Raw genomic sequence first — 21316 nt, 5'->3', positions numbered from 1 at the left:
GGATCAGTCGCGGAAGTTGTTGAACTGCAGCGGCATGTCGAACTCTTTGGCACGCAAGGCAGCGATGGCTTCCTGCAGGTCATCCCGCTTCTTGCCGGTCACACGCACCTGCTCACCCTGGATGGCAGCCTGGACCTTGAGCTTGGCATCCTTGATGTGGGCGACGATTTTCTTGGCCAGCTCTTTGTCGATGCCTTCGCGGAACGTGGCTTCCTGCTTCATTTCCTTGCCCGAGGCGTAGGCGTCTTTGACTTCCAGGCACTTGACGTCGATCTTGCGCTTGACCAGCGCCAGGCGCAGGATTTCGATCATCGCCTCGAGCTGGAACTGAGCCTCGGCAGTCAGCATTACGGTCTGTTCCTTGTCCTTGAACTCAAAGCTGCCCTTGCCTTTGAGGTCGTAACGACGGTCGAGCTCCTTGATGGCGTTTTCCACAGCGTTCTGCACTTCGTGCTTGTCCAGTTCCGATACCACGTCGAACGAAGGCATGGTTGTTCTCCATAAAATAAAAGCGCGCTCAGTCTGAAGATGGAGCGCGTCGGGGTTTGAAGGTTAAAATGCGGGCTTATTATAACGGGTTGCGAAACGCAGATGAGCAGCACCTGGCATATTCTCGGCGCCGGTAGCCTCGGCACCCTCTGGGCTTGCCGGCTGGCACGCGCCGGCAAGGCGGTGCGCCTGATTCTGCGCGATCGTCAGCGGTTGCAGGCCTATGAACAGGCTGGCGGCTTGACCCTGGTCGAACAGGACCACGCCAACCATTACGCGATCCCTGCCGAAACAGCCGATGCCAACGGGCCGGTGCACCGCCTGCTGGTGGCGTGCAAGGCCTACGACGCAGCACCTGCCATCGCACAGCTGGCCCCGCGCCTGGCCGCTGGCGCTGAAATCGTGCTGCTGCAGAACGGCCTGGGCAGCCAGGACGAAGTCGCCGATCAGGTACCGCAGGCCCGCTGCATCTTCGCCTCCAGCACCGAGGGTGCGTTCCGCGAGGACGACTGGCGGGTACGTTTCGCCGGCCACGGTTTCAACTGGCTGGGCGACCCGGCCAACCCCGCGGCGCCGGAGTGGTTCGACGAGCTCCACGACGCCGGCATCCCGGCTCAATGGACCGTGGACATACTGACCCGCCTGTGGCGCAAACTTGCGCTCAATTGCGCGATAAACCCGCTGACCGTACTGCACGACTGCCAGAACGGCGGGCTGCTGGGGCATCTTGGCGAAGTCGATGGGCTGATAGCAGAACTGGGCGAGCTGCTGGGCCGCTGTGGCCAGCCCCAAGCTGCCGATGATTTGGGCGAAGAAGTTCATCGGGTGATTCTCGCCACGTCAGCCAACTACTCTTCCATGTATCAGGATGTGCGTGCTGGCCGGCGTACCGAGGTGCACTACCTGCTTGGCCACGCCTGCCGCGCAGCCACGCGCCATGGCATGGAGCTGCCTCGGCTGGAACACCTGCACCAGAGACTGGTCGATAACCTGCGTGCTCGTGGCTTGCCAAGCGCCTGACGCGCCCCATCAACCGGATACGGACATTGCCTAGCCCATGACCTTGCGCCAACGCCTGGAAAACCTCCCGGTCGGGCAGAAGCTGCTGGCCGCCCTGCTGGTGCTGCTGGTGACCATCCTGCTGGTGGCCAACCTGACCTTCATCAGCGCCGCCTACTGGATCACCCAGGAGAGCATGGCGCCGCAAGCGTTGCAGACCATTGGCCGCCTGGTCGCCAACCCTCAGCTGGCCGCACGCGCCGGCGAATCACCGGACGCTGCCACGGCACTGCTCAAAGAGCTGGACAGCTATACGCCACTGCGCGCTGCGGCGGTCTATGGTGGCGATGGTCGCATGCTGGCCCAGTTGCAACATGGCGACCCGCTTGCCCTGCCCAAGCGCTATCGAAACATCGACAGCTGGCGCTTGATGGAATTTCGCAGCACCGAACTGATCCGTATCCCCCGTGATGCCCGCCCGCCCGCACACCTGCTGCTGGTGGCCAGCAGCGAACTACCCACCGCGTTCTATACCGGCACCCTGAGTGCCAGCCTGGCGATCCTGGTATTCAGCATTCTGTTATGGCTGGTCATCGCCCGGCAGATCAAGCGCCTGATCACGCAGCCGATCAATCAGCTCGAAGAACTCAGCCGCCAGGTCACCCGCGAAGAAAGCTACGCGCTGCGCGCCAAACGGGGCAACGACGATGAGATCGGCAGCCTCGCCGATGCCTTCAACACGATGCTATCGCGCATCGAGGCGCGCGAGCAGCAACTCAAGCGCACCCGCGACGAATTCCAGGACGCTTACGATCAGGCCCAGGGCCTGGCCGAGGAAACCCGCCATACCAACCGCAAGCTGGAACTGGAAGTCCAGGTGCGCAGCAAGATCGAGAAAAAACTCACCGGCTTTCAGAATTATCTCAACAGCATCATCGACTCCATGCCTTCGGCGCTGATCGCCCTCGACGAGCAGCTCTATGTCACCCAGTGGAATCACGAGGCCACGGTGCTCTCCGGCACGCCGCTGGACGAAGCGCTGAATCAGCCGATCTTCATCGCTTTCGAGCCGCTCAAGCCGTTCCTGCCGCAGCTCAAGGAAACCGTGGAAAAACACCGTGTCGCCAAGATCGAGCGGGTGACCTGGGCCAAAGGCGATGACTTGCGCCACTACGCCCTGACCTTCTATCCACTGATGGGTGGCGGCGGCCGCGGCGTGGTCATCCGCATCGACGACATCACCCAGCGCCTGTCGCTGGAGGAGATGATGGTGCAATCTGAGAAGATGCTTTCGGTCGGCGGCCTGGCGGCCGGCATGGCGCACGAAATCAACAATCCCCTGGGGGCGATCCTGCATAACGTGCAGAACATCCGCAGGCGCTTGTCGCCGGAGCTGCCACGCAACCAGGAGCAAGCCGGCGAGCTGGGCATCGACCTGCCCAGCGTCAATCGCTACCTGGAGAGCCGCGAAGTGCCGCAACTGCTGGATGGCATTCAGCAGGCCGGCGCCCGGGCGGCCAAGATCGTAACCCATATGCTCAGTTTCAGCCGCCGCAGCAACCGCCAACTGGCACCCTGTGACCTGCCGGCCTTGATCGACCAGGCCGTTGAAATCGCCGGTAACGACTTTGACCTGGCCATCGGTTTCGATTTCAAAGGCCAGGCCATTGTCCGTCAGTTCGACCCCAACCTGGGGCCGGTGCCGTGCACCGCCAACGAGCTGGAGCAAGTGCTGCTCAACCTGCTGAAGAATGCCGCCCAAGCCATTCACCAACGGCCTCAACCCTGCGAGCCAGGAAAGATCACCCTGCGCACCCGGCTCAGCCCCCCGTGGGCCGAGATCCAGGTCGAGGACAACGGCGTCGGCATGCCCGAAGCAGTCCGCAAGCGCACCTTCGAGCCGTTCTTCACCACCAAGGAAATCGGCCAGGGCACCGGGCTCGGCTTGTCGGTTTCCTACTTCATCATCACCAATAACCACAAGGGGCAGATGGAAGTGCATTCCACGCCCGGCCAGGGCACCTGCTTCACCCTGCGCCTGCCCCTCGGTCAGCCGTCTGCAGCGGCACCGAACCAGACGGAGACATGACATGGGCTATCGCCTGTCGAAAATTTACACCCGCACCGGCGACACTGGTGAAACCGGCCTGGGCGATGGGCGCAGAGTGCCCAAGGACCATCCGCGGATCGAGGCCATCGGCGAGGTGGACAGCCTCAACAGCCAGCTTGGGCTGCTGCTGGCCGGCTTGGCAGAACAAGGCCTGGATGAGGTCAGCGAGGTTCTCGCGCCTTGCCAGCATCGCCTGTTCGACCTCGGCGGCGAGTTGGCGATGCCCAGTTACAAGGCGTTGAACGAGGCCGAGGTGCAACGGCTTGAGGCGGCCATCGATGAGTGGAACGAGGAGCTGGGACCGCTGACGAACTTTATCCTGCCCAGTGGCTCGGCGCTGGTCGCCCAGGCGCACGTCTGCCGAAGCCTGGCGCGCAGTGCGGAGCGACGCTGCCAGCAATTGAATGCGCTTGAGCCTCTGGAAGGTGTGGGGCTGGCGTATATCAATCGCCTTTCCGATCTGCTGTTCGTGGCGGCGCGGATCATCGGGCGGCGGCAGGGCATTGCCGAGGTGCTGTGGCAGGCTGCGCGAAAGCCAGCAGGCTGAAACCGCAAGGGGCTGCGTGGCAGCCCCTGCGATAGCCGGTTCAGCTCTCAGGCCAAAAGGCCCGAATCCCGGCAACACCTTGCGCCCCGGCTTCCCAGGCCTGCTCACGCTCCTGTGGCCCTACACCACCGAGCAGGAACACCGGCTTGCCGAAGCCGGCAATCAAGCGCTGAGCCTCATCCCACCCCAGCGGCGCGGCGTCAGGATGGGTCTGCGTCGCCTGCACTGGCGACAGCGTGACGAAATCCACGCCCATCTGCTCAGCCAGCGCCAGCTCTTCAGCACTGTGGCAGGACGCTGCCAGCCAACGCTCTTTAGGGAAAGGCCGACCCTTGGCGGCATATTTACGCAGTTGCGCAGCCGTCAGGTGCCAGCCGGCAGAGGGGAAATCGCCCAACCACTCCAGCGGCCCCTTGAGCATCAACTGGGCCTTGCCCGCACATAGCCCCACTGCATCCACCGCCACATCGCGGTACTTGGGATCGTACATGTCCGGCGCACGCAACTGGATCAGGCGGATACCGGCGGCGACCGCCTTCTGTATCCCCTTGAGCAGCTCGGGCACGTCCAGGCCGTCCGGGGTGATCAAGTACTGATCGGGCAGGCGCGCGGCGGCCACGATCGGCTTGTTGGCCTCGGGGAACGCATACTGCGGCAAGTCCCTGGGCGACACCCAGGCCAGCGGCTGGCCTTCAGCGCCATGGGGTTCGCCGGTGAACGCTTCGACCTCACGGACATCGAGCAATACCTGCTTGTCCGGGTAGTCGTGGCTGACCTTGATCAGCGCCCGAGAACGGGTCACCTGGATTCCCAGCTCTTCGCGAAGCTCCCGAGCCAGCGCCGCCTCGACGCTTTCGCCCTCCTCCACCTTACCGCCGGGGAATTCCCACAGGCCGCCCTGATGCTGGCTGCCAGCGCGTCGGGCAATGAGGATGCGGCCGTCTGTACCGCGGATGACACCTGCTGCTACATGAATCCGTTTCACCCTTCACGCTCCGCCAGGCCTGCTTGCTGCCAGGCCTTGAAGGCTGGCCATTGGTAAATGGTTTCGACATAGCTCGCGGCGTGCGCTGGCAGCTCTACACGGTAAGCGCGCAGGCGCACGGCAACCGGAGCGAAGAAGGCATCGGCCAGGGTCGGCTTGCCGAACAGGAATGGCCCACTGTCCTTGGCCACCAGACGGCATTCGGACCACAGCGCGACGATACGGTCGATATCCACCTGCACATCCAGCGGGATGGTTTCCAGCGCCTCGTCCCGGGAAAGATCGAACGGCATGGCGCCACGCAGGGCGAAGAAACCGCTGTGCATCTGCGCGCAGGCCGAACGGGCCTGGGCACGGGCGGCAATATCGACAGGCCACAGGTGCGCCTCGGGGTGGCGCTCGTTGAGGTATTCGGCGATGGCCAGGGAATCGGCGATCACCCCGTGCTCGGTCTTGAGCAGCGGCACCTTGCCGGTGGAGGAAAATGCGAGAAGGCGCTGACGGGTGTCGGGCTGGTTGAGTTTGATCAGGGTCTCTTGATAGGGAACGCCGGCCAGCTCGAGCGCCAGGGCGCCGCGTAGCGACCAGGAAGAATACAGCTTGTCGCCGATGATCAGGTGATAGCTCATGGGTCGGCTCCGATGATGTGGCAATGTCGGTAGGCCTGAGGCTGCAGTGCAGCCTGTCGCCGGCTAGCCGGCTCCCTGCTGCTCAGTGCAATGACTGCGGGAGGCGGCGCGCCGGCGATGAGGCCGTTGGATCAGGTACGGTATTCGGCGTTGATCTTCACGTATTCGTGGGACAGGTCGGTGGTCCAGATGGTTTCGCTGCACGGGCCACGGCCCAGCTCGATACGGATGGTGATCTCTTCCTGGGCCATCACCGCCGAGCCCTGCTCTTCGGTATAACTCGGGCTGCGGCCGCCTTTGCTGGCGATACACACAGTGTCGAGGTACACGTCGATCAGGCTTACATCCAGCGCAGGCACCCCAGCGCGCCCTACGGCAGCGAGGATGCGGCCCCAGTTCGGGTCGGAGGCGAACAGCGCGGTCTTGATCAGCGGCGAGTGAGCCACAGCGTAGCCGACATCCAGGCATTCCTGATGGTTGCCACCGCCATTGACCTGCACGGTCACGAACTTGGTAGCGCCTTCGCCGTCACGGACGATGGCCTGGGCCACTTCCATGCACACTTCGAACACCGCCTTCTTCAGTGCGTCGAACAACGCGCCGCTGGCCTCGGTGACTTCTGGCAGGCCCGCTTTGCCAGTGGCGATCAGCATGCAGCAGTCATTGGTCGAGGTGTCGCCATCGATGGTGATGCGGTTGAACGACTTGTTGGCGCCGTCGAGCATCAGGTCCTTGAGCACGGCCGGGGCGACTTTGGCGTCGGTGGCGATATAGCCGAGCATGGTGGCCATGTTCGGGCGGATCATGCCGGCGCCTTTGCTGATACCGGTGACGGTGACGGTCACGCCTTCGTGCTGGAACTGACGGCTGGCCCCCTTGGGCAGGGTGTCGGTGGTCATGATGCCCGTGGCAGCTTCAGCCCAGTTGTTTTCCGACAGGTTGTCCAAAGCGGCCTGCAGGGCACCTTCGATCTTTTCGACCGGGAGCGGCTCTCCGATCACACCGGTGGAGAATGGCAACACCGATTCGGCAGGCACGCCGACCAGTTCCGCCAGCTTGGCGCAGGTACGCTCAGCGGCGGCCAGCCCCGGCGCACCGGTACCTGCGTTGGCGTTGCCAGTGTTGGTCAGCAGGTAACGCACAGTGCCCTGAACGCGTTGCTTGGCGAGGATCACCGGTGCTGCGCAAAAGGCGTTGAGGGTGAATACGCCTGCCACGCTGGAGCCCTCGGCGCAGCGCATGACCACCACATCCTTGCGCCCTGGGCGCTTGATGCCGGCAGAAGCGATGCCGAGTTCAAAACCCGGAACCGGATGCAGGGTGGGCAAAGGACCAAGACCAACAGCCATTAGAGCGCTCCTAGAAAAACGGTGAAGTGATAAGGGAAGAGCAGGGCCGCTTCGCGCCCCATGTGCGGCACAAGGCCGCTCCTACAGGGACCGCGCCAACCCGTGGGCGAGCGCGATGTGTGAGAGCGGCCTTGTGTCGCGAAAGGGCCGCACTGCGGCCCCCGGCTTTTACAAACGCCCGTTCAGATCACTCGATCTGACCATGGCAATGCTTGAACTTCTTGCCCGAGCCACACCAGCACGGCTCGTTGCGGCCCAGCTTCTGATCGTTGCGTACCGGCGCCACGGCGACCGCCACTTCGGCACCTTCTTCGCTCAGTTGCTCGCTCTCAAGGCCGGGCGCAGGGGCGTGCTGGAACTGCATGCGGCTGGCCAGTTCTTCGGCTTCGCGGCGCAGTCGGGCTTCTTCTTCGACCGGGTCTTCGCGGCGTACCTGAACGTGGGACAGCACTCGGATAGTGTCGCGCTTGATCGACTCGAGCAATTCCTGGAACAGGGTGAAGGATTCGCGCTTGTACTCCTGCTTCGGGTTCTTCTGCGCGTAACCACGCAGGTGAATGCCGTGGCGCAGGTGGTCCATGGTCGACAGGTGGTCTTTCCACAGGTCGTCCAGCACGCGCAACAGGATCTGCTTCTCGAAGGTACGCAGGGCGTCGATGCCGGCCTGGTCTTCCTTCTCGTTGTAGGCGTCGGTGATTTCCTTCAACAGCTTCTCGCGCAGGGTCTCCTCGTAGAGGTGATCGTCCTCGTCGAGCCACTGCTGAATCGGCAGCTTGATGCCGAAGTCGCTGGCCAGCGAAGCCTCCAGGCCGGCCACGTCCCATTGCTCGGGCAGCGATTGCGGCGGGATGTGCTGGCTGATGGTGGCATCGAGCACTTCCTGGCGGAACTCGGCGATGGTGTCACCGATGTTCTCGGCAGCCAGCAGGCTGTTGCGCATGTGGTAGATCACCTTGCGCTGTTCGTTGGCCACGTCATCGTATTCGAGCAACTGCTTACGAATATCGAAGTTGCGGCCTTCGACCTTGCGCTGCGCCTTTTCGATGGCGTTGGTGACCATGCGGTGTTCGATGGCCTCACCGGACTGCATGCCCAGTGCTTTCATGAAATTCTTCACCCGATCGGAGGCGAAGATACGCATCAGGCTGTCTTCCAGCGACAGGTAGAAGCGGCTGGAACCCGGGTCGCCCTGACGGCCGGAGCGGCCACGCAGCTGGTTGTCGATACGGCGCGATTCGTGGCGTTCGGAGGCGATCACGTGCAGGCCACCGGACTCGATCACCTGCTGGTGCCGCTTCTGCCAGTCGGCCTTGATCTGGGCGATCTGCTCGGGGCTTGGGTTCTCCAGGGCAGCCACTTCGGCTTCCCAGTTACCCCCCAGCAGAATGTCGGTACCACGGCCGGCCATGTTGGTGGCGATGGTCAGTGCACCCGGAGCCCCCGCTTGCGCGATGATCTCGGCTTCCTTTTCGTGGTACTTGGCGTTCAGGACCTTGTGCTCGATGCCTTCCTGCTTCAGCAGGTTCGACATGTGCTCGGAGGTTTCAATGGTCGCAGTACCCACCAGCACCGGACGGCCCTGGGTCATGCTTTCCTTGATGTCGGCGATGATCGCGGCGTACTTCTCGTCCGCGGTCAGGTACACCAGGTCGTTGAAATCCTTACGCGCCAGCGGCTTGTTCGGCGGGATCACCATCACGTTCAGGCCGTAGATCGACTGGAACTCGAACGCTTCGGTGTCAGCGGTACCGGTCATGCCGGACAGCTTGGTGTACAAGCGGAAATAGTTCTGGAAGGTGGTCGACGCCAGGGTCTGGCTCTCGGCCTGGATGTTCAGGTTTTCTTTCGCCTCGATGGCCTGGTGCAGGCCTTCGGACAGGCGACGGCCCGGCATGGTCCGGCCGGTGTGCTCGTCGATAAGCAGGACCTGACCGTCCTGAACGATGTACTCGACGTTGCGGTGGAACAGCTTGTGCGCACGCAGGCCGGCATAGACATGAGTCAGCAGGCCCAGGTTGTGCGACGAATAGAGGCTCTCGCCTTCGGCCAGCAGGCCGGACTGGGTGAGCATCTCTTCGATGAACTGGTGACCGGCTTCGTTGAGTTCGACCTGGCGGCTTTTCTCGTCGATGGTGAAGTGGCCTTCCTGGGTGACCTGGCCTTCGACTTCTTCGATGTGCTGGGTCAGGCGCGGGATCAGGCGGTTGATCTCGATGTACAGCTTGGAACTGTCTTCGGCCTGGCCGGAGATGATCAGCGGCGTACGGGCTTCATCGATGAGGATCGAGTCGACTTCGTCGATCACGGCGAAATTCAGTTCACGCTGGAATTTCTCGTCCAGGCTGAAAGCCATGTTGTCGCGCAGGTAGTCGAAACCGAATTCGTTGTTGGTGCCGTAGGTGATATCGGACGCATAGGCAGCGCGTTTTTCCTCTGGCGGCTGGAAGGCCGAGACGATGCCGACCGACAGGCCGAGAAACTCATACAACGGGCGCATCCAGTTGGCGTCGCGGCGGGCCAGGTAGTCGTTGACCGTGACCACGTGAACCCCTTTGCCGGAAAGGGCGTTGAGGTAAACGGCCAGGGTACCGACCAAGGTCTTGCCTTCACCGGTACGCATTTCTGCGATCATGCCCTCATGCAGGGTCATGCCGCCGATCAGCTGAACATCGAAGTGGCGCATGCCCATCACGCGCTTGCCGGCTTCACGGGCCACGGCGAAGGCTTCAGGCAGCAGTTGGTCCAGTGTCTCGCCCTTGGCCAGACGCTCCTTGAACTCTGCGGTTTTGGCGCGCAGTTGCTCATCGGAGAGGGCGACCATTTTCTCTTCGAAGGCATTGACGATGTTCACCGTCTTGAGCATGCGTTTCACTTCACGCTCGTTCTTGCTTCCAAAAAGTTTCTTTAACAAAGGCGCAAACATATCGGCAGGATCTTCCACACGTAGGGATGGAGGGCGGCCCCATGAGTCGCCCGTGCAGCCCTTGGGCCGCATGCGAACGAGCATTCTACCCGGAAACGATGGTGAGGAAAGTGGTGGATTTCCACGATGCTGGCACAGCGCTTAGGCGGGGCGTTTTCTAAGATAAGGGCATTTTCGCTGAGTTCAACCCGGAGCATCATGAAACGTATCGAGAATGACTCTTGTCCGGCCGGCGTACGATGGCCCTGGCGCCGCCAAGCAGGCCGGTGGAGGTGTTAGACTGCCAGTCTTGTAACCCGATGCGACGCCCAATGGCCTACAAACCCTCCCCCGCCCAGCCCCCTTCGGCACTGCTGCGCCAGGTGCGCCCGCTGCGCCTGTTGCTGAACCAGGCCGAACGCCTGGCGCACCTGCAACGCCTGCTGGAAAGCCAGTTGCAACCGGCAGCCCGCGAGCATTGCCATGTGGCTTCGTGGCGCGATGGCACACTGTTGCTGGTGGTGACGGACGGGCACTGGGCCACACGCCTGCGCTATCAGCAGAAGCGCCTGCTGGCGGCATTGCAGGCCATGGAGGCGTTCGGCAACCTCAGGCGCATCCTGTTCAAAGTGCAGCCACCGTTGGTTCCGGCCAAGCGGGGTAGCAACACGACAGAGCTGTCGAACAACGCCGCCGCAGGCATCCGGGGGTCCGCCGAGGGCATCACCGACCCCAAGCTGCGTGCAGCACTTGAACGTCTGGCCAGCCATGCCAAGGGCAAGGATTGACCCTGCGGCCTCAGAACGACCCATAAAAAAGGCCACCCGAAGGTGGCCTCAATCACTAGAGAGAGTGTTCGAACTTACACGGCCGCAACAGGGCGCATATAAGAGATCGGTGCCGTACTGGCATCTTCGAAAGTGACCACTTCCCAGGCGTCGGTTTCCCTGATCAGCTTACGCAGCAGCTGGTTGTTCAGCGCGTGCCCGGACTTGTAGCCCTTGAACTCGCCAATCAGGCTGTTGCCCAGCAGGTACAGGTCGCCGATGGCGTCGAGGATCTTGTGCTTGACGAATTCGTCTTCGGAGCGAAGACCGTCTTCGTTAAGTACGCCGGTCTCATCGACGACGATGGCGTTCTCGACACTGCCACCGAGCGCAAGGTTGTGCTTGCGCAGGTACTCGATGTCACGCATGAAACCGAAGGTGCGGGCGCGGCTGACTTCCTTTACGAACGAGGTGCTGGAGAAGTCGACGACGGCGCTCTGGGTCTGGCCCTTGAGGACCGGGTGATCGAAGTCGATCTCGAAGCTCACCTTGAACCCTTCGAAAGGCAGGAAGGTAGCGCGCTTGTCGCCCTCCTCCACTGTCACTTCACGCAGGATGCGGATGAACTTCTTGGCTGCGTCCTGTTCTTCCAGGCCGGCAGACTGAATCAGGAATACGAAGGGACCGGCGCTGCCATCCATGATCGGAACTTCCGAGGCGGAGAGCTCGACGTAGGCGTTATCGATGCCCAACCCCGCCATGGCGGAAAGCAGGTGCTCGACGGTATCGACCTTGACGTCACCGTTGACCAACGTGGTGGACATGGTGGTCTCACCGACGTTGGCCGCACGTGCCGGGATCTCGACCACAGGGTCGAGGTCGGCGCGACGGAAGACGATGCCGGTATCGACAGGCGCAGGCTTGAGGGTCAGATAGACCTTCTCCCCGGAGTGCAGGCCGACGCCTGTGGCACGGATGGTATTCTTCAGGGTGCGTTGTCTAATCATGGCATTGGCCGCTTCAGCGCAAATTGCGAACAGGTATCAACAAAGGCTGGGGATGATAACAGACCCGGCCTTTGCTGAACACCAATCACCCTTATACCCCTGATAAATTCCATTAATCGGCCTGACGACGCAGGAAGGCCGGGATATCCAGGTAATCCAGGTCATCCTGAGGGTTGAGTTTAGCTGCTGCGGCAGCGCCTGCGTGGGCCTGGTTGCGCATCACAGTCGGACGCTCCAGGTCACGGTAATTGACCGCTGGCTGCTCCTGACGAACAGGGGCCGGGTTAGAGGCCTCGTACGCCTGCTGAGCGGTCTGCAGGGTGTTGTCGACCACCTTGACCGGCTTCTCGATGCGCGCGCCCAGGCCAGTGGCCACCACGGTCACGTGCAGCTCATCGCGCATGTCCGGGTCGATCACGGTGCCGACCTTGACCATGGCGTGGTCGGAGGCGAAGGCTTCGATGATGCTACCCACATCGGAGTACTCGCCCAGCGACAGGTCAGGGCCTGCGGTGATGTTCACCAGGATGCCGCGAGCGCCCTGCAGGTTGACGTCTTCGAGCAGCGGGTTGCGAATTGCCGCCTCGGTGGCTTCGCGAGCACGGTTCGGGCCGCTGGCGCAACCGGTACCCATCATCGCCATGCCCATCTCACCCATGACGGTGCGCACGTCGGCGAAGTCGACGTTGATCATGCCAGGGCGCTTGATGATGTCGGAAATACCGCGAACGGCACCGGCCAGTACATCGTCAGCCTTGGCAAAGGCGGACAGCAGGCTGGCATCCTTGCCCAGGATGGTCAGCAGCTTCTCGTTGGGAATAGTGATCAGCGAGTCGACGCTCTCGGCCAGCATGCGGATGCCTTCATCGGCGATCTGCATACGTTTGCGACCTTCGAACGGGAACGGACGGGTCACCACGGCAACCGTGAGAATGCCCATTTCCTTCGCCACTTCGGCGATGATCGGCGCCGCACCGGTACCGGTACCGCCGCCCATGCCGGTGGTGATGAACACCATGTTGGTGCCCTGCAGCACCTCGGCGATGCGCTCACGGTCTTCCAGCGCAGCCTGACGGCCGACTTCCGGATTGGCACCGGCACCCAGGCCCTTGGTGACCCCGGTACCCAATTGCAGGATGGTGCGCGCGCCGATGTTTTTCAGCGCCTGAGCATCGGTGTTGGCGCAGATGAACTCCACACCTTCGATGCTGCTCTTGACCATGTGGTTGACGGCGTTGCCGCCGCCACCGCCGACACCGATCACTTTGATGACCGGGCTTTGCGGGACGTTGTCTACGAGCTCGAACATTTTCCCTCTCCTTTCAGTTCTCTAGTTGTCGCGCCTACCACTACTGCTTTGAAACTTAGAAGTTGCCCTGAACCCACCGCTTGAAGCGCTCAAGCACTGGGGCCTTCGGTTCATCGCCATAGCTGTTGCTGCTGCTGTTACCGGTCAGGGGCAGGTCTTCGGACTGCTTTTGCAGGCCGTACGCGAGCAAGCCCACGCCGGTGGAATAGATCGGGTTGCGCACCACGTCGCTCAGCCCCCGAACGCTGTGCGGTACGCCCAGGCGTACCGGCATGTGGAAAATTTCTTCTGCCAGCTCTACGGCGCCTTCCATCTTGGCGGTGCCGCCGGTGAGGACGATGCCGGCCGGCACCAGGTCCTCGTAGCCGCTGCGGCGCAGCTCGGCCTGGATCAGCGTGAAAAGCTCGTCGTAACGAGGCTCCACGACTTCAGCCAAGGCCTGGCGCGACAGTTCGCGCGGCGGGCGGTCGCCCACGCTCGGCACCTTGATGGTCTCGCCGGCGCCGGCCAGTTTGGCCAGGGCGCAGGCGTAACGGATCTTGATTTCTTCGGCGTACTGGGTGGGGGTACGCAGGGCCATGGCGATGTCGTTGGTGACCTGGTCGCCGGCAATCGGGATGACCGCCGTATGGCGGATCGCACCTTCGGTGAAGATGGCGATGTCGGTGGTGCCGCCACCGATGTCCACCAGGCACACGCCGAGCTCTTTCTCATCGTCGGTCAGCACCGAGTAGGCCGAGGCCAGTTGCTCGAGGATGATGTCGTCGATTTCCAGGCCACAACGGCGCACACATTTTTCGATGTTCTGCGCCGCGTTGACCGCGCAGGTGACCACGTGAACCTTGGCTTCCAGGCGCACACCCGACATGCCCAGCGGCTCTCGCACGCCTTCCTGGTTATCGATCACGTAGTCCTGCGGCAGGGTGTGCAGCACGCGCTGGTCAGCCGGAATGGCCACGGCCTGTGCAGCGTCCAGCACACGCTCGAGGTCGGCAAGGCTGACCTCGCGGTCGCGGATGGCGACGATGCCGTGGGAGTTCAGGCTGCGGATATGGTTACCGGCCACACCGACGAACGCCGAGTGGATGCGGCAACCAGCCATCAGCTGAGCTTCTTCCACTGCGCGCTGGATCGACTGCACGGTGGATTCGATGTTCACCACCACGCCCTTCTTCAGGCCGCGGGAAGGGTGAGTACCGATCCCGACGATCTCCAGGGTACCGTCTTCGCCAACTTCACCCACCAGCGCCACCACCTTGGAGGTGCCAATGTCCAGCCCGACGATCATTTTGCCGCTATGCGCGTTTGCCATGGTCCTGCCTCTCTCTAATTCTTCGCAACGGCGGGTTGGGCCGTCGTCGGTGCGTTCGGTTCCCGCCAACCAACGGCAAGTCCGTTGGCATAACGCAGATCAATGCGGGCAATGTTGGTGATCTGCTCTTTGAGTGTCTTGTCGTAAATGGCAATGAAACGGCGCATTTTCTCCACCAGATGATCGCGCCCCAGCAGCAGCTCGACGCCCTGCCCGGTGCTGCCCGCACCGGTGGTCAGGAACCAGCTGCCACGCTCGCGCAGCTCCAGGCGAGCGATGGAAAAGCCCAGGGGGCGCAGCATCTGGCTCAATACCTGATACTGCTGCATGACTTGCTGCTGGGCACGCTGCGGCCCGGCCAACTGCGGCAGATGCTCATAGTTGGCCAGCTCGCGCGGGGTGAAGGCCTGGCCCTGGTTGTTGAGCAAGGCTTCCTCCCCCCAGCGTGCGACCGGCAGCTGTTCTTCCAGGCGAATCACCACCTCGTCCGGCCAAACCCGGCGTACTTCGGCGTGGGCGATCCATGGCATCTGCTCGAGCTCGGCTCGCATCGCTGGGAGGTCGACGCTGAAGAAGCTCGCTGCCACGTATGGCGCGATCCGCTGCTGCACCGACTGTTGGCTGATGTAACTGAGGTCGCCCTGCACGTCGATCTTGGTGATCGGCCGGTCGGCGTACGGCATCAGGCGAATGGCGCCCTCGTAGGCGCCAAAGCCTGCGGCCACCAGCAACACCGGCCACAGCAGGCGCTTGAGGCCGCCCAGGCTGGGCCGCGGCAGGCGCGCCGATACGGGCTCGTCGGCCACCAGTCGGCTGGCACCACGCGGCACCGGCTTGCTACGGCCGGTAACGGGTTGCTGCTGACGTATCATTGCGCCTTGCATGGTTTTAACCTCGCGTCGCTACGCTTTCGGCCAGGATCGCCAGCACCAGCTGCTGGAAGTCCAGGCCGGCCGCGCGGGCCGCCATGGGCACCAGGCTATGATCAGTCATGCCCGGTGCGGTGTTTACTTCGAGCAGCCAGAACCGGCCCTGCTCGTCCTGCATCACGTCCAGACGGCCCCAGCCTTCAATGCCGATGGCATCACAGGCACGTGCGGTCAGGTCGATGAGCTCCTGTTCCTTGGCACTGTCCAGCCCGCACGGGATGCGGTACTGGGTGTCATTGGCGATGTATTTGGCGTCGTAGTCGTAGAACACGTGCGGGGTGCCCAATGCGATCGGCGGCAGCACCTGGCCACGCAGAACGGCGATGGTGAACTCCGGGCCGTGAATCCATTGCTCGACCAGCACCTGAGAATCGTATTTGGCGGCGTCTTGCCAGGCAGCAACCAGTTCCTGCTCGCTGTTCACCTTGGCCATGCCGATGCTAGAGCCTTCATGGGCAGGTTTGACGATAAGCGGGAAGCCCAGTTCCGTACCGGCTGCAACACAATCTTCTGCGCTGGCCAGCACGGCATGACGCGGGGTCGGAATGCCCAGGCTTTGCCACACCTGTTTGGTCCGCAGCTTGTCCATGGCCAGGGCCGAGGCGAGGATGCCACTGCCGGTGTAAGGGATACCCAGGCACTCCAGCAGCCCTTGCATGCTGCCATCCTCGCCACCCCGGCCGTGCAGGATGATGAAGGCGCGGTCGATGTTCTCGCTTTGCAGGCGGGCCAGCAGGTCGTCGCCCACGTCGATGGCGACCACGTCGACACCGGCGCTGCGCAGCGCCTCGATCACGGCAGCGCCCGACTTGAGCGAGACTTCACGCTCGGCGCTCTTGCCACCGTAGAGGACAGCGACGCGGCCGAACGCCTTGACGTCCAGGGTCGAATGCAGTTTTTCGTAGGCGCTGGTCATTTAGACTTCTCCTGCTTGGCGCCAGCGAACAGCGGGCTTTTCATCAATTGCGGGGCCAGGCCACCGACATCGCCGGCACCCTGGCACAGCAGGATGTCACCGGCACGCAGCAGCGGCTTGACCAGCGGCGCCAGCTCGGCGCCGCGTTCGATGTAGATCGGGTCCAGCTTGCCGCGCTGGCGAATGCTGTGGCACAGCTGACGGCTGTCGGCACCGGGTATCGGCTCTTCACCGGCCGGGTACACCTCCATCAGCAGCAGCACGTTGGCATCGCCCAGTACCTGCACGAAGTCGTCATACAGGTCACGGGTGCGGCTGTAACGGTGTGGCTGGTAGACGATGACCAGGCGACGGCTTGGCCAGCCACCGCGCACGGCCTTGATCACCGCCGCCACTTCGGTCGGGTGGTGGCCGTAGTCGTCGACCAGCATCACGCTGCCGCCTTCAACCGGCAGTTCGCCGTATACCTGGAACCGTCGGCCAACGCCCTGGAAGCCGGAAAGCCCCTGCACGATGGCTTCGTCGCTGATACCTTCGTCGGTGGCGATGGCAATGGTGGCCAGGGCATTGAGCACGTTGTGGTTGCCCGGCATGTTGACCGACACTTCAAGCGGCTCACGATCACGGCGCAGCACGGTGAAGTGGGTCTGCATGCCCTTCTGGCTGACGTTGATTGCCCGGATGTCGGCCTCTTCGCTGAAACCGTAGGTCACGGTCGGGCGCTTGACCTGCGGCAGGATCTCGCGCACCACAGGGTCGTCCAGGCACATCACGGCCAGGCCATAGAACGGCAGGTTGTGCAGGAACTCGACGAAGGTTTTCTTCAGTTTGTTGAAGTCACCCTCGTAGGTGGCCATGTGGTCGGCGTCGATATTGGTGACCACGGCAACCATCGGCTGCAGGTGCAGGAAGCTGGCATCGCTTTCGTCGGCTTCAGCGATCAGGTAGCGGCTGGTACCCAACTGGGCATTGGTGCCGGCAGCCGTCAGGCGGCCACCGATCACGAAAGTCGGGTCCAGCCCACCTGCGGCAAACACCGAAGCCAGCAGGCTGGTGGTGGTGGTTTTGCCATGGGTACCGGCAACCGCCACGCCATGGCGGTAGCGCATCAGCTCTGCGAGCATTTCGGCACGCGGCACCACCGGGATACGCCGCTCGAGCGCAGTGGCGACTTCCGGGTTGGCCGGGTTGATGGCGCTGGACACCACCAGCACATCGGCATTGGCGGCGTTTTCGGCGCGGTGGCCAACGAAGATCTCGGCACCGAACGACTCCAGGCGCTGGGTAACCGGCGACACCTTGAGGTCCGAGCCGGACACTTCGTAGCCCAGGTTCAGCAGTACTTCGGCAATACCGCACATACCCACGCCGCCGATACCGACGAAGTGGATGCGATGAATGCGGCCCATCTTCGGCTGGGGCATGGCTTTCTGGCTTTCAACCATGGACCACCTCCAGGCAGATATCGACCACGGTGCTGGTTGCGGATGGTTTGGCAAGGCTCCTTGCGGTGCGTGCCATGGTGTTGAGTTTCTCGGGTTGCATCAGCACCTCGTTCAGGCGTTCAGCGAGTTGCGCTGCGCCAGTTGTCGCTTGTGGCATGAGGAAGGCAGCGCCTTCCCGAGCCAGATATTGGGCGTTATGGGTCTGGTGGTCGTCGATGGCATGGGGCAAAGGCACCAGCATCGAAGGCAGGCCGGCCGCCGCGAGCTCGCTGACGGTCAGGGCACCGGCCCGGCACACCACCAGGTCAGCCCAGCCGTAGGCGTGGGCCATGTCCTTGATGAACGGCTCTACCTGAGCCTCGACACCCGCTTCTTGATAGCGCTCGGCGGTGATCGGCGCGTGGTGCTTGCCGGCCTGATGGAACACCTCGGGCCGCAGGTCAGCGGGCACCTCGGACAGGGCCTTAGGCAACAATTTGTTCAATGGTTCCGCACCCAGGCTGCCACCCATGACCAGCAGACGGGCACGGCGCTCGCCCAAGGGCGCACGCTGCGCGTCCATGAACAGCTCGGGGCGCACCGGGTTGCCGGTGGTACGCAGCTTGCCGCCTGCTTCGAAGGTGCCTGGGAAAGCCTCGCAAACGCGTGCCGACAACGGCACCAGCAAGCGATTGGCGGTACCGGCGCGGGCGTTCTGTTCGTGAATCACCAGCGGCACACCGCACAGGCGCGCGGCGACGCCGCCAGGGCCGGTCACATAGCCACCGAAGCCGATCACGCAGACCGGCTTGAGCTGGCCAATGATACGCCGCGCCTGAAGCACGGCCTTGACCAGGGTGAACGGCGCCTTGAGCAGCGACAGCTTGCCCTTGCCACGCAAACCGCTGACCTGGATCTGGTGCAGCGACAAGCCGGCCTGAGGGACCAGTTCATTCTCGATGCCACGGGGGGTGCCCAGCCAGTGCACGGTATAGCCGCGCGCCTGGAACTCACGTGCGCACGCCAGGGCCGGGAACACATGGCCCCCAGTGCCGCCCGCCATGATCAGTACGTTTTTGCCGTCAGCGGCCATGACTGGTCTCCTCGGCAAAATCGCTTTCGCTGAATTCGTGCTCCTCGCTGCCCAAATGCGTGCGGCTTTCCCATTCGATACGCAGCAACAGACCGACGCAGGCACAGCAGATCACCAGGGAACTGCCCCCGTAACTGAGGAAAGGCAAGGTCAGGCCCTTGGTCGGCAGCAAGCCGACGTTCACGCCAATGTTGATCAGGAACTGGCCAATCCACAGGAATGCCAGACCAAATGCCATATAGGCGGCAAAGTACTGCTTGGCCTTTTCGGCCCACAGGCCAATGTAGAGGGCACGCACGGTCACGAACACGAACAGCGCGATGGTCACCAGCGAACCGACCACGCCCAACTCCTCGGCCAGTACCGAGAACACGAAGTCAGTGTGCGCCTCAGGCAGGTAGAACTGCTTTTGCACACTGTTGCCCAGCCCTACGCCCAGCCACTCGCCGCGGCCGAAAGCGATCAGTGCCTGGGTCAACTGGTAGCCAGAGCCGAACTGGTCGGACCAGGGGTCGGTAAAGGTGATCAGGCGGGCCATCCGGTACGGCTGCGCCTGCACCAGTACGAATACGGCGACCACCGCCAGCGCCACCATCAGGCTGAAGCGGAACAACCCTACGCCGCCGAGGAACAGCATGGCCGCAGCAGCGCCCATCATGACCACGGTGGCACCGAAGTCCGGCTCCATCAGCAGCAGGCCGGCCATTGGCAGCAGCACGATGAACGGTTTGAAAAAGCCCATCCAGCTTTCGCGTACTTCGGTCTGCCGACGTACCAGGTAGCCGGCGAGATAAATGACCACGAAGACCTTGGCGATCTCCGAAGGCTGGACGTTGAAGAAGCTGAAGCCGATCCAGCGCATCGAGCCGTTCACCTCACGACCGATGCCAGGCACCAGCACCAGTACCAGCAGGCCAAAGGCGCCCACCAGCATCATGAAGCCCATGCGCTGCCATGTGGCGATCGGTACCAGCAGCGTCGCACCACAGGCGACCAAGCCAATGGCCACGTAAACCAGATGGCGGTACATGTGGTACAGCGGGTTACCTGACTGTGCTGCGGCCACTTCCGACGAGGCCGACGTGATCATCACCAGGCCCAGGCCCAGCAGCGCCAGGCAGCCGGCGAGGAAGGCGAAGTCGAGGTCGATGCCACGGCCACTGACCAGCGGCGACGGGTACGGCTTGAGGATGCCGAAGATCATGCCAGCTCTCCCGCCGCCTGGGCGAACAGCCGCCCGCGTTCTTCAAAGTTCTTGAACATGTCCAGGCTGGCACACGCCGGCGACAGCAACACGGCGTCCCCCGGCAGGGCCAGCTCGGCGCATTGCTGCACAGCTTCGTCCAGCGTCTTGACACGCACCTGCGGCACGGCATCACCCAGCGCCTCGGCCAAGCGCTGCGCATCGCGACCGAGCAGCACAACGGCGCGGCACATGCGCGCCACCGGTTCACGCAGGGCGGCGAAATCGGCACCCTTGCCGTCGCCACCGGCGATCAGCACAAGCTTGCCGTCGATATCCGCGCCCAGGCCTTCGATGGCGGCCAGGGCCGCGCCGACGTTGGTCGCTTTGGAATCGTCGTACCAGTTCACACCGTTGCGCGCTCGTACCCACTGGCAACGATGAGGCAGGCCGCCGAATTCGCGCAGGGCCTCGAGCATCGGCTCGAACGGCAGACCGGCAGCATGCCCCAGGGCAAGGGCCGCCAGTGCGTTGCTCTGGTTGTGGGCACCACGCACTTTCAGCTCACGGGCCGGCATCAATGCCTGGAACTCGAAAGCCAGGTACTTCTCACCCTCGACTTCACGCAGGCCGAAAGCCTTGAAGTCCGGCTGATTCAGGCCAAAGCTCCAGCACGGGCGGCCTTCGACTGGCAACGGCCGGCTCAGGGCATCCTGGCGGTTCACCACCACCTGGCGGGCGCCACGGAATATCCGGTGCTTGGCCAGGTGATAGGCCGGCAGGCCGCTGTAGCGGTCCATGTGGTCTTCGCTGATGTTCAGCACGGTGGCCACTTCGGCGTTGAGCTGGTCGGTGGTTTCCAGCTGGAAGCTGGACAGTTCCATGACATACAGCTCGATGTCATCGCTGAGCAGGTCCAGGGCAGGAGTCCCCAGGTTGCCGCCGACGGCCACGCGCTTGCCGGCCTTGGCGGCCATCTCGCCGACCAGGGTGGTCACCGTGCTTTTCGCATTGGAGCCGCTGATCGCCACGATCGGCGCCTTGGCATGGCGGGCGAACAGTTCGATGTCACCGGACAGCTTCACGCCACGCGCCGCCGCCTGCTGCAGGGCCGGCGTGGCCAGCGCCAGGCCGGGGCTCACGTACAGCTCGTTGGCGCGGCACAGGAAATCCACGTCCAGTTCACCACAGCGTACTTCCACCTGCGGGTAATCACGGCGCAGGGTGTCCAGTTCCGGCGGTTGCTCGCGGGTGTCGGCGACCGCAAAGGCAATGCCCTGGTTCGCCAGGAAGCGAACCAGGGACATGCCGCTCTTGCCGAGGCCGACAACGATGCGGAATTGGTCGGAAGCGATCAGTGACACGC

The 21316-nt window shown here is 63.0% G+C and carries 18 protein-coding genes; 4 read left to right on the top strand and 14 right to left on the bottom strand.

Annotated elements, in window-relative coordinates:
- Nucleotides 1-3: 3 nt before the first annotated feature.
- Nucleotides 4-489, bottom strand: a complete 486-nt coding sequence (locus OSW16_RS04925; protein WP_267821180.1) for a YajQ family cyclic di-GMP-binding protein — start codon at nucleotides 487-489, stop codon at nucleotides 4-6.
- A 102-nt stretch (nucleotides 490-591) separates the two neighbouring features.
- Between OSW16_RS04925 and OSW16_RS04920 the strand changes: the two genes are divergently transcribed.
- Genes OSW16_RS04920 through OSW16_RS04910 form a run of 3 tightly spaced genes read left to right on the top strand, consistent with a single transcriptional unit; the run spans nucleotide 592 to nucleotide 4145 of the window.
- Complete coding sequence (locus OSW16_RS04920; protein ID WP_267821178.1) at nucleotides 592-1509, top strand: putative 2-dehydropantoate 2-reductase; 918 nt, start codon at nucleotides 592-594, stop codon at nucleotides 1507-1509.
- Between the two features lie 37 nt (nucleotides 1510-1546).
- A complete protein-coding gene (locus tag OSW16_RS04915) occupies nucleotides 1547-3577 on the top strand; it encodes a sensor histidine kinase (RefSeq protein ID WP_267821176.1) in 2031 nt (676 codons plus the stop codon).
- Nucleotide 3578: 1 nt separating this feature from the next.
- Nucleotides 3579-4145 carry a cob(I)yrinic acid a,c-diamide adenosyltransferase gene (locus OSW16_RS04910; RefSeq protein ID WP_267821174.1) on the top strand — a complete coding sequence of 189 codons (567 nt, stop codon included), beginning with the start codon at nucleotides 3579-3581 and terminating at the stop codon, nucleotides 4143-4145.
- 40 nt (nucleotides 4146-4185) lie between these two features.
- Here OSW16_RS04910 and OSW16_RS04905 read toward each other — a convergent pair whose 3' ends face one another.
- From OSW16_RS04905 to secA, 4 genes are all read right to left on the bottom strand, one after another.
- Nucleotides 4186-5130 carry a Nudix family hydrolase gene (locus tag OSW16_RS04905; RefSeq protein ID WP_267821172.1) on the bottom strand — a complete coding sequence of 315 codons (945 nt, stop codon included), beginning with the start codon at nucleotides 5128-5130 and terminating at the stop codon, nucleotides 4186-4188.
- Complete coding sequence (locus OSW16_RS04900; protein ID WP_267821170.1) at nucleotides 5127-5759, bottom strand: glutathione S-transferase family protein; 633 nt, start codon at nucleotides 5757-5759, stop codon at nucleotides 5127-5129. The genes OSW16_RS04905 and OSW16_RS04900 overlap by 4 nt, the downstream gene beginning before the upstream one ends.
- Before the next feature lie 131 nt (nucleotides 5760-5890).
- Nucleotides 5891-7108, bottom strand: a complete 1218-nt coding sequence (gene argJ / locus OSW16_RS04895; protein ID WP_267821168.1) for a bifunctional glutamate N-acetyltransferase/amino-acid acetyltransferase ArgJ — start codon at nucleotides 7106-7108, stop codon at nucleotides 5891-5893.
- A 187-nt stretch (nucleotides 7109-7295) separates the two neighbouring features.
- Nucleotides 7296-10031, bottom strand: a complete 2736-nt coding sequence (secA, locus tag OSW16_RS04890; protein ID WP_267821166.1) for a preprotein translocase subunit SecA — start codon at nucleotides 10029-10031, stop codon at nucleotides 7296-7298.
- Nucleotides 10032-10342: 311 nt separating this feature from the next.
- Between secA and OSW16_RS04885 the strand changes: the two genes are divergently transcribed.
- Entirely contained in the window at nucleotides 10343-10798 is a 456-nt protein-coding gene (locus tag OSW16_RS04885) for a DUF721 domain-containing protein (RefSeq protein ID WP_267821164.1), read from the top strand.
- A 74-nt stretch (nucleotides 10799-10872) separates the two neighbouring features.
- Here OSW16_RS04885 and lpxC read toward each other — a convergent pair whose 3' ends face one another.
- The 9 genes from lpxC to murD all read right to left on the bottom strand — a co-directional run bounded on the left by lpxC (nucleotide 10873) and on the right by murD (nucleotide 21314).
- The gene (gene lpxC / locus OSW16_RS04880; RefSeq protein ID WP_267821162.1) at nucleotides 10873-11784 is read right to left on the bottom strand and encodes a UDP-3-O-acyl-N-acetylglucosamine deacetylase; all 912 of its coding nucleotides are present in this window, start codon (nucleotides 11782-11784) and stop codon (nucleotides 10873-10875) included.
- 112 nt (nucleotides 11785-11896) lie between these two features.
- A complete protein-coding gene (gene ftsZ, locus OSW16_RS04875; RefSeq protein ID WP_003251871.1) occupies nucleotides 11897-13093 on the bottom strand; it encodes a cell division protein FtsZ in 1197 nt (398 codons plus the stop codon).
- 55 nt (nucleotides 13094-13148) lie between these two features.
- Complete coding sequence (ftsA, locus tag OSW16_RS04870) at nucleotides 13149-14405, bottom strand: cell division protein FtsA (protein ID WP_012312872.1); 1257 nt, start codon at nucleotides 14403-14405, stop codon at nucleotides 13149-13151.
- Nucleotides 14406-14419: 14 nt separating this feature from the next.
- Nucleotides 14420-15289 carry a cell division protein FtsQ/DivIB gene (locus tag OSW16_RS04865; protein ID WP_241804720.1) on the bottom strand — a complete coding sequence of 290 codons (870 nt, stop codon included), beginning with the start codon at nucleotides 15287-15289 and terminating at the stop codon, nucleotides 14420-14422.
- Nucleotides 15290-15293: 4 nt separating this feature from the next.
- Complete coding sequence (locus OSW16_RS04860; RefSeq protein ID WP_267821159.1) at nucleotides 15294-16250, bottom strand: D-alanine--D-alanine ligase; 957 nt, start codon at nucleotides 16248-16250, stop codon at nucleotides 15294-15296.
- Nucleotides 16247-17695, bottom strand: a complete 1449-nt coding sequence (murC, locus tag OSW16_RS04855) for a UDP-N-acetylmuramate--L-alanine ligase (protein WP_046784854.1) — start codon at nucleotides 17693-17695, stop codon at nucleotides 16247-16249. Before murC ends, OSW16_RS04860 begins: the two co-directional genes overlap by 4 nt.
- Nucleotides 17688-18767, bottom strand: a complete 1080-nt coding sequence (gene murG, locus OSW16_RS04850) for an undecaprenyldiphospho-muramoylpentapeptide beta-N-acetylglucosaminyltransferase (RefSeq protein ID WP_267821156.1) — start codon at nucleotides 18765-18767, stop codon at nucleotides 17688-17690. Before murG ends, murC begins: the two co-directional genes overlap by 8 nt.
- Nucleotides 18757-19971 (bottom strand): putative lipid II flippase FtsW, encoded by a 1215-nt coding sequence (gene ftsW, locus OSW16_RS04845; RefSeq protein WP_277818126.1) that lies wholly within the window; start codon nucleotides 19969-19971, stop codon nucleotides 18757-18759. Before ftsW ends, murG begins: the two co-directional genes overlap by 11 nt.
- A complete protein-coding gene (gene murD / locus OSW16_RS04840) occupies nucleotides 19968-21314 on the bottom strand; it encodes a UDP-N-acetylmuramoyl-L-alanine--D-glutamate ligase (RefSeq protein WP_267821154.1) in 1347 nt (448 codons plus the stop codon). Before murD ends, ftsW begins: the two co-directional genes overlap by 4 nt.
- Nucleotides 21315-21316: the final 2 nt, after the last annotated feature.

The organism is Pseudomonas putida, assembly GCF_026625125.1.
GTDB lineage: Bacteria > Pseudomonadota > Gammaproteobacteria > Pseudomonadales > Pseudomonadaceae > Aquipseudomonas > Aquipseudomonas putida_X.
This window is presented reverse-complemented; position numbering and strand designations above follow the sequence as displayed.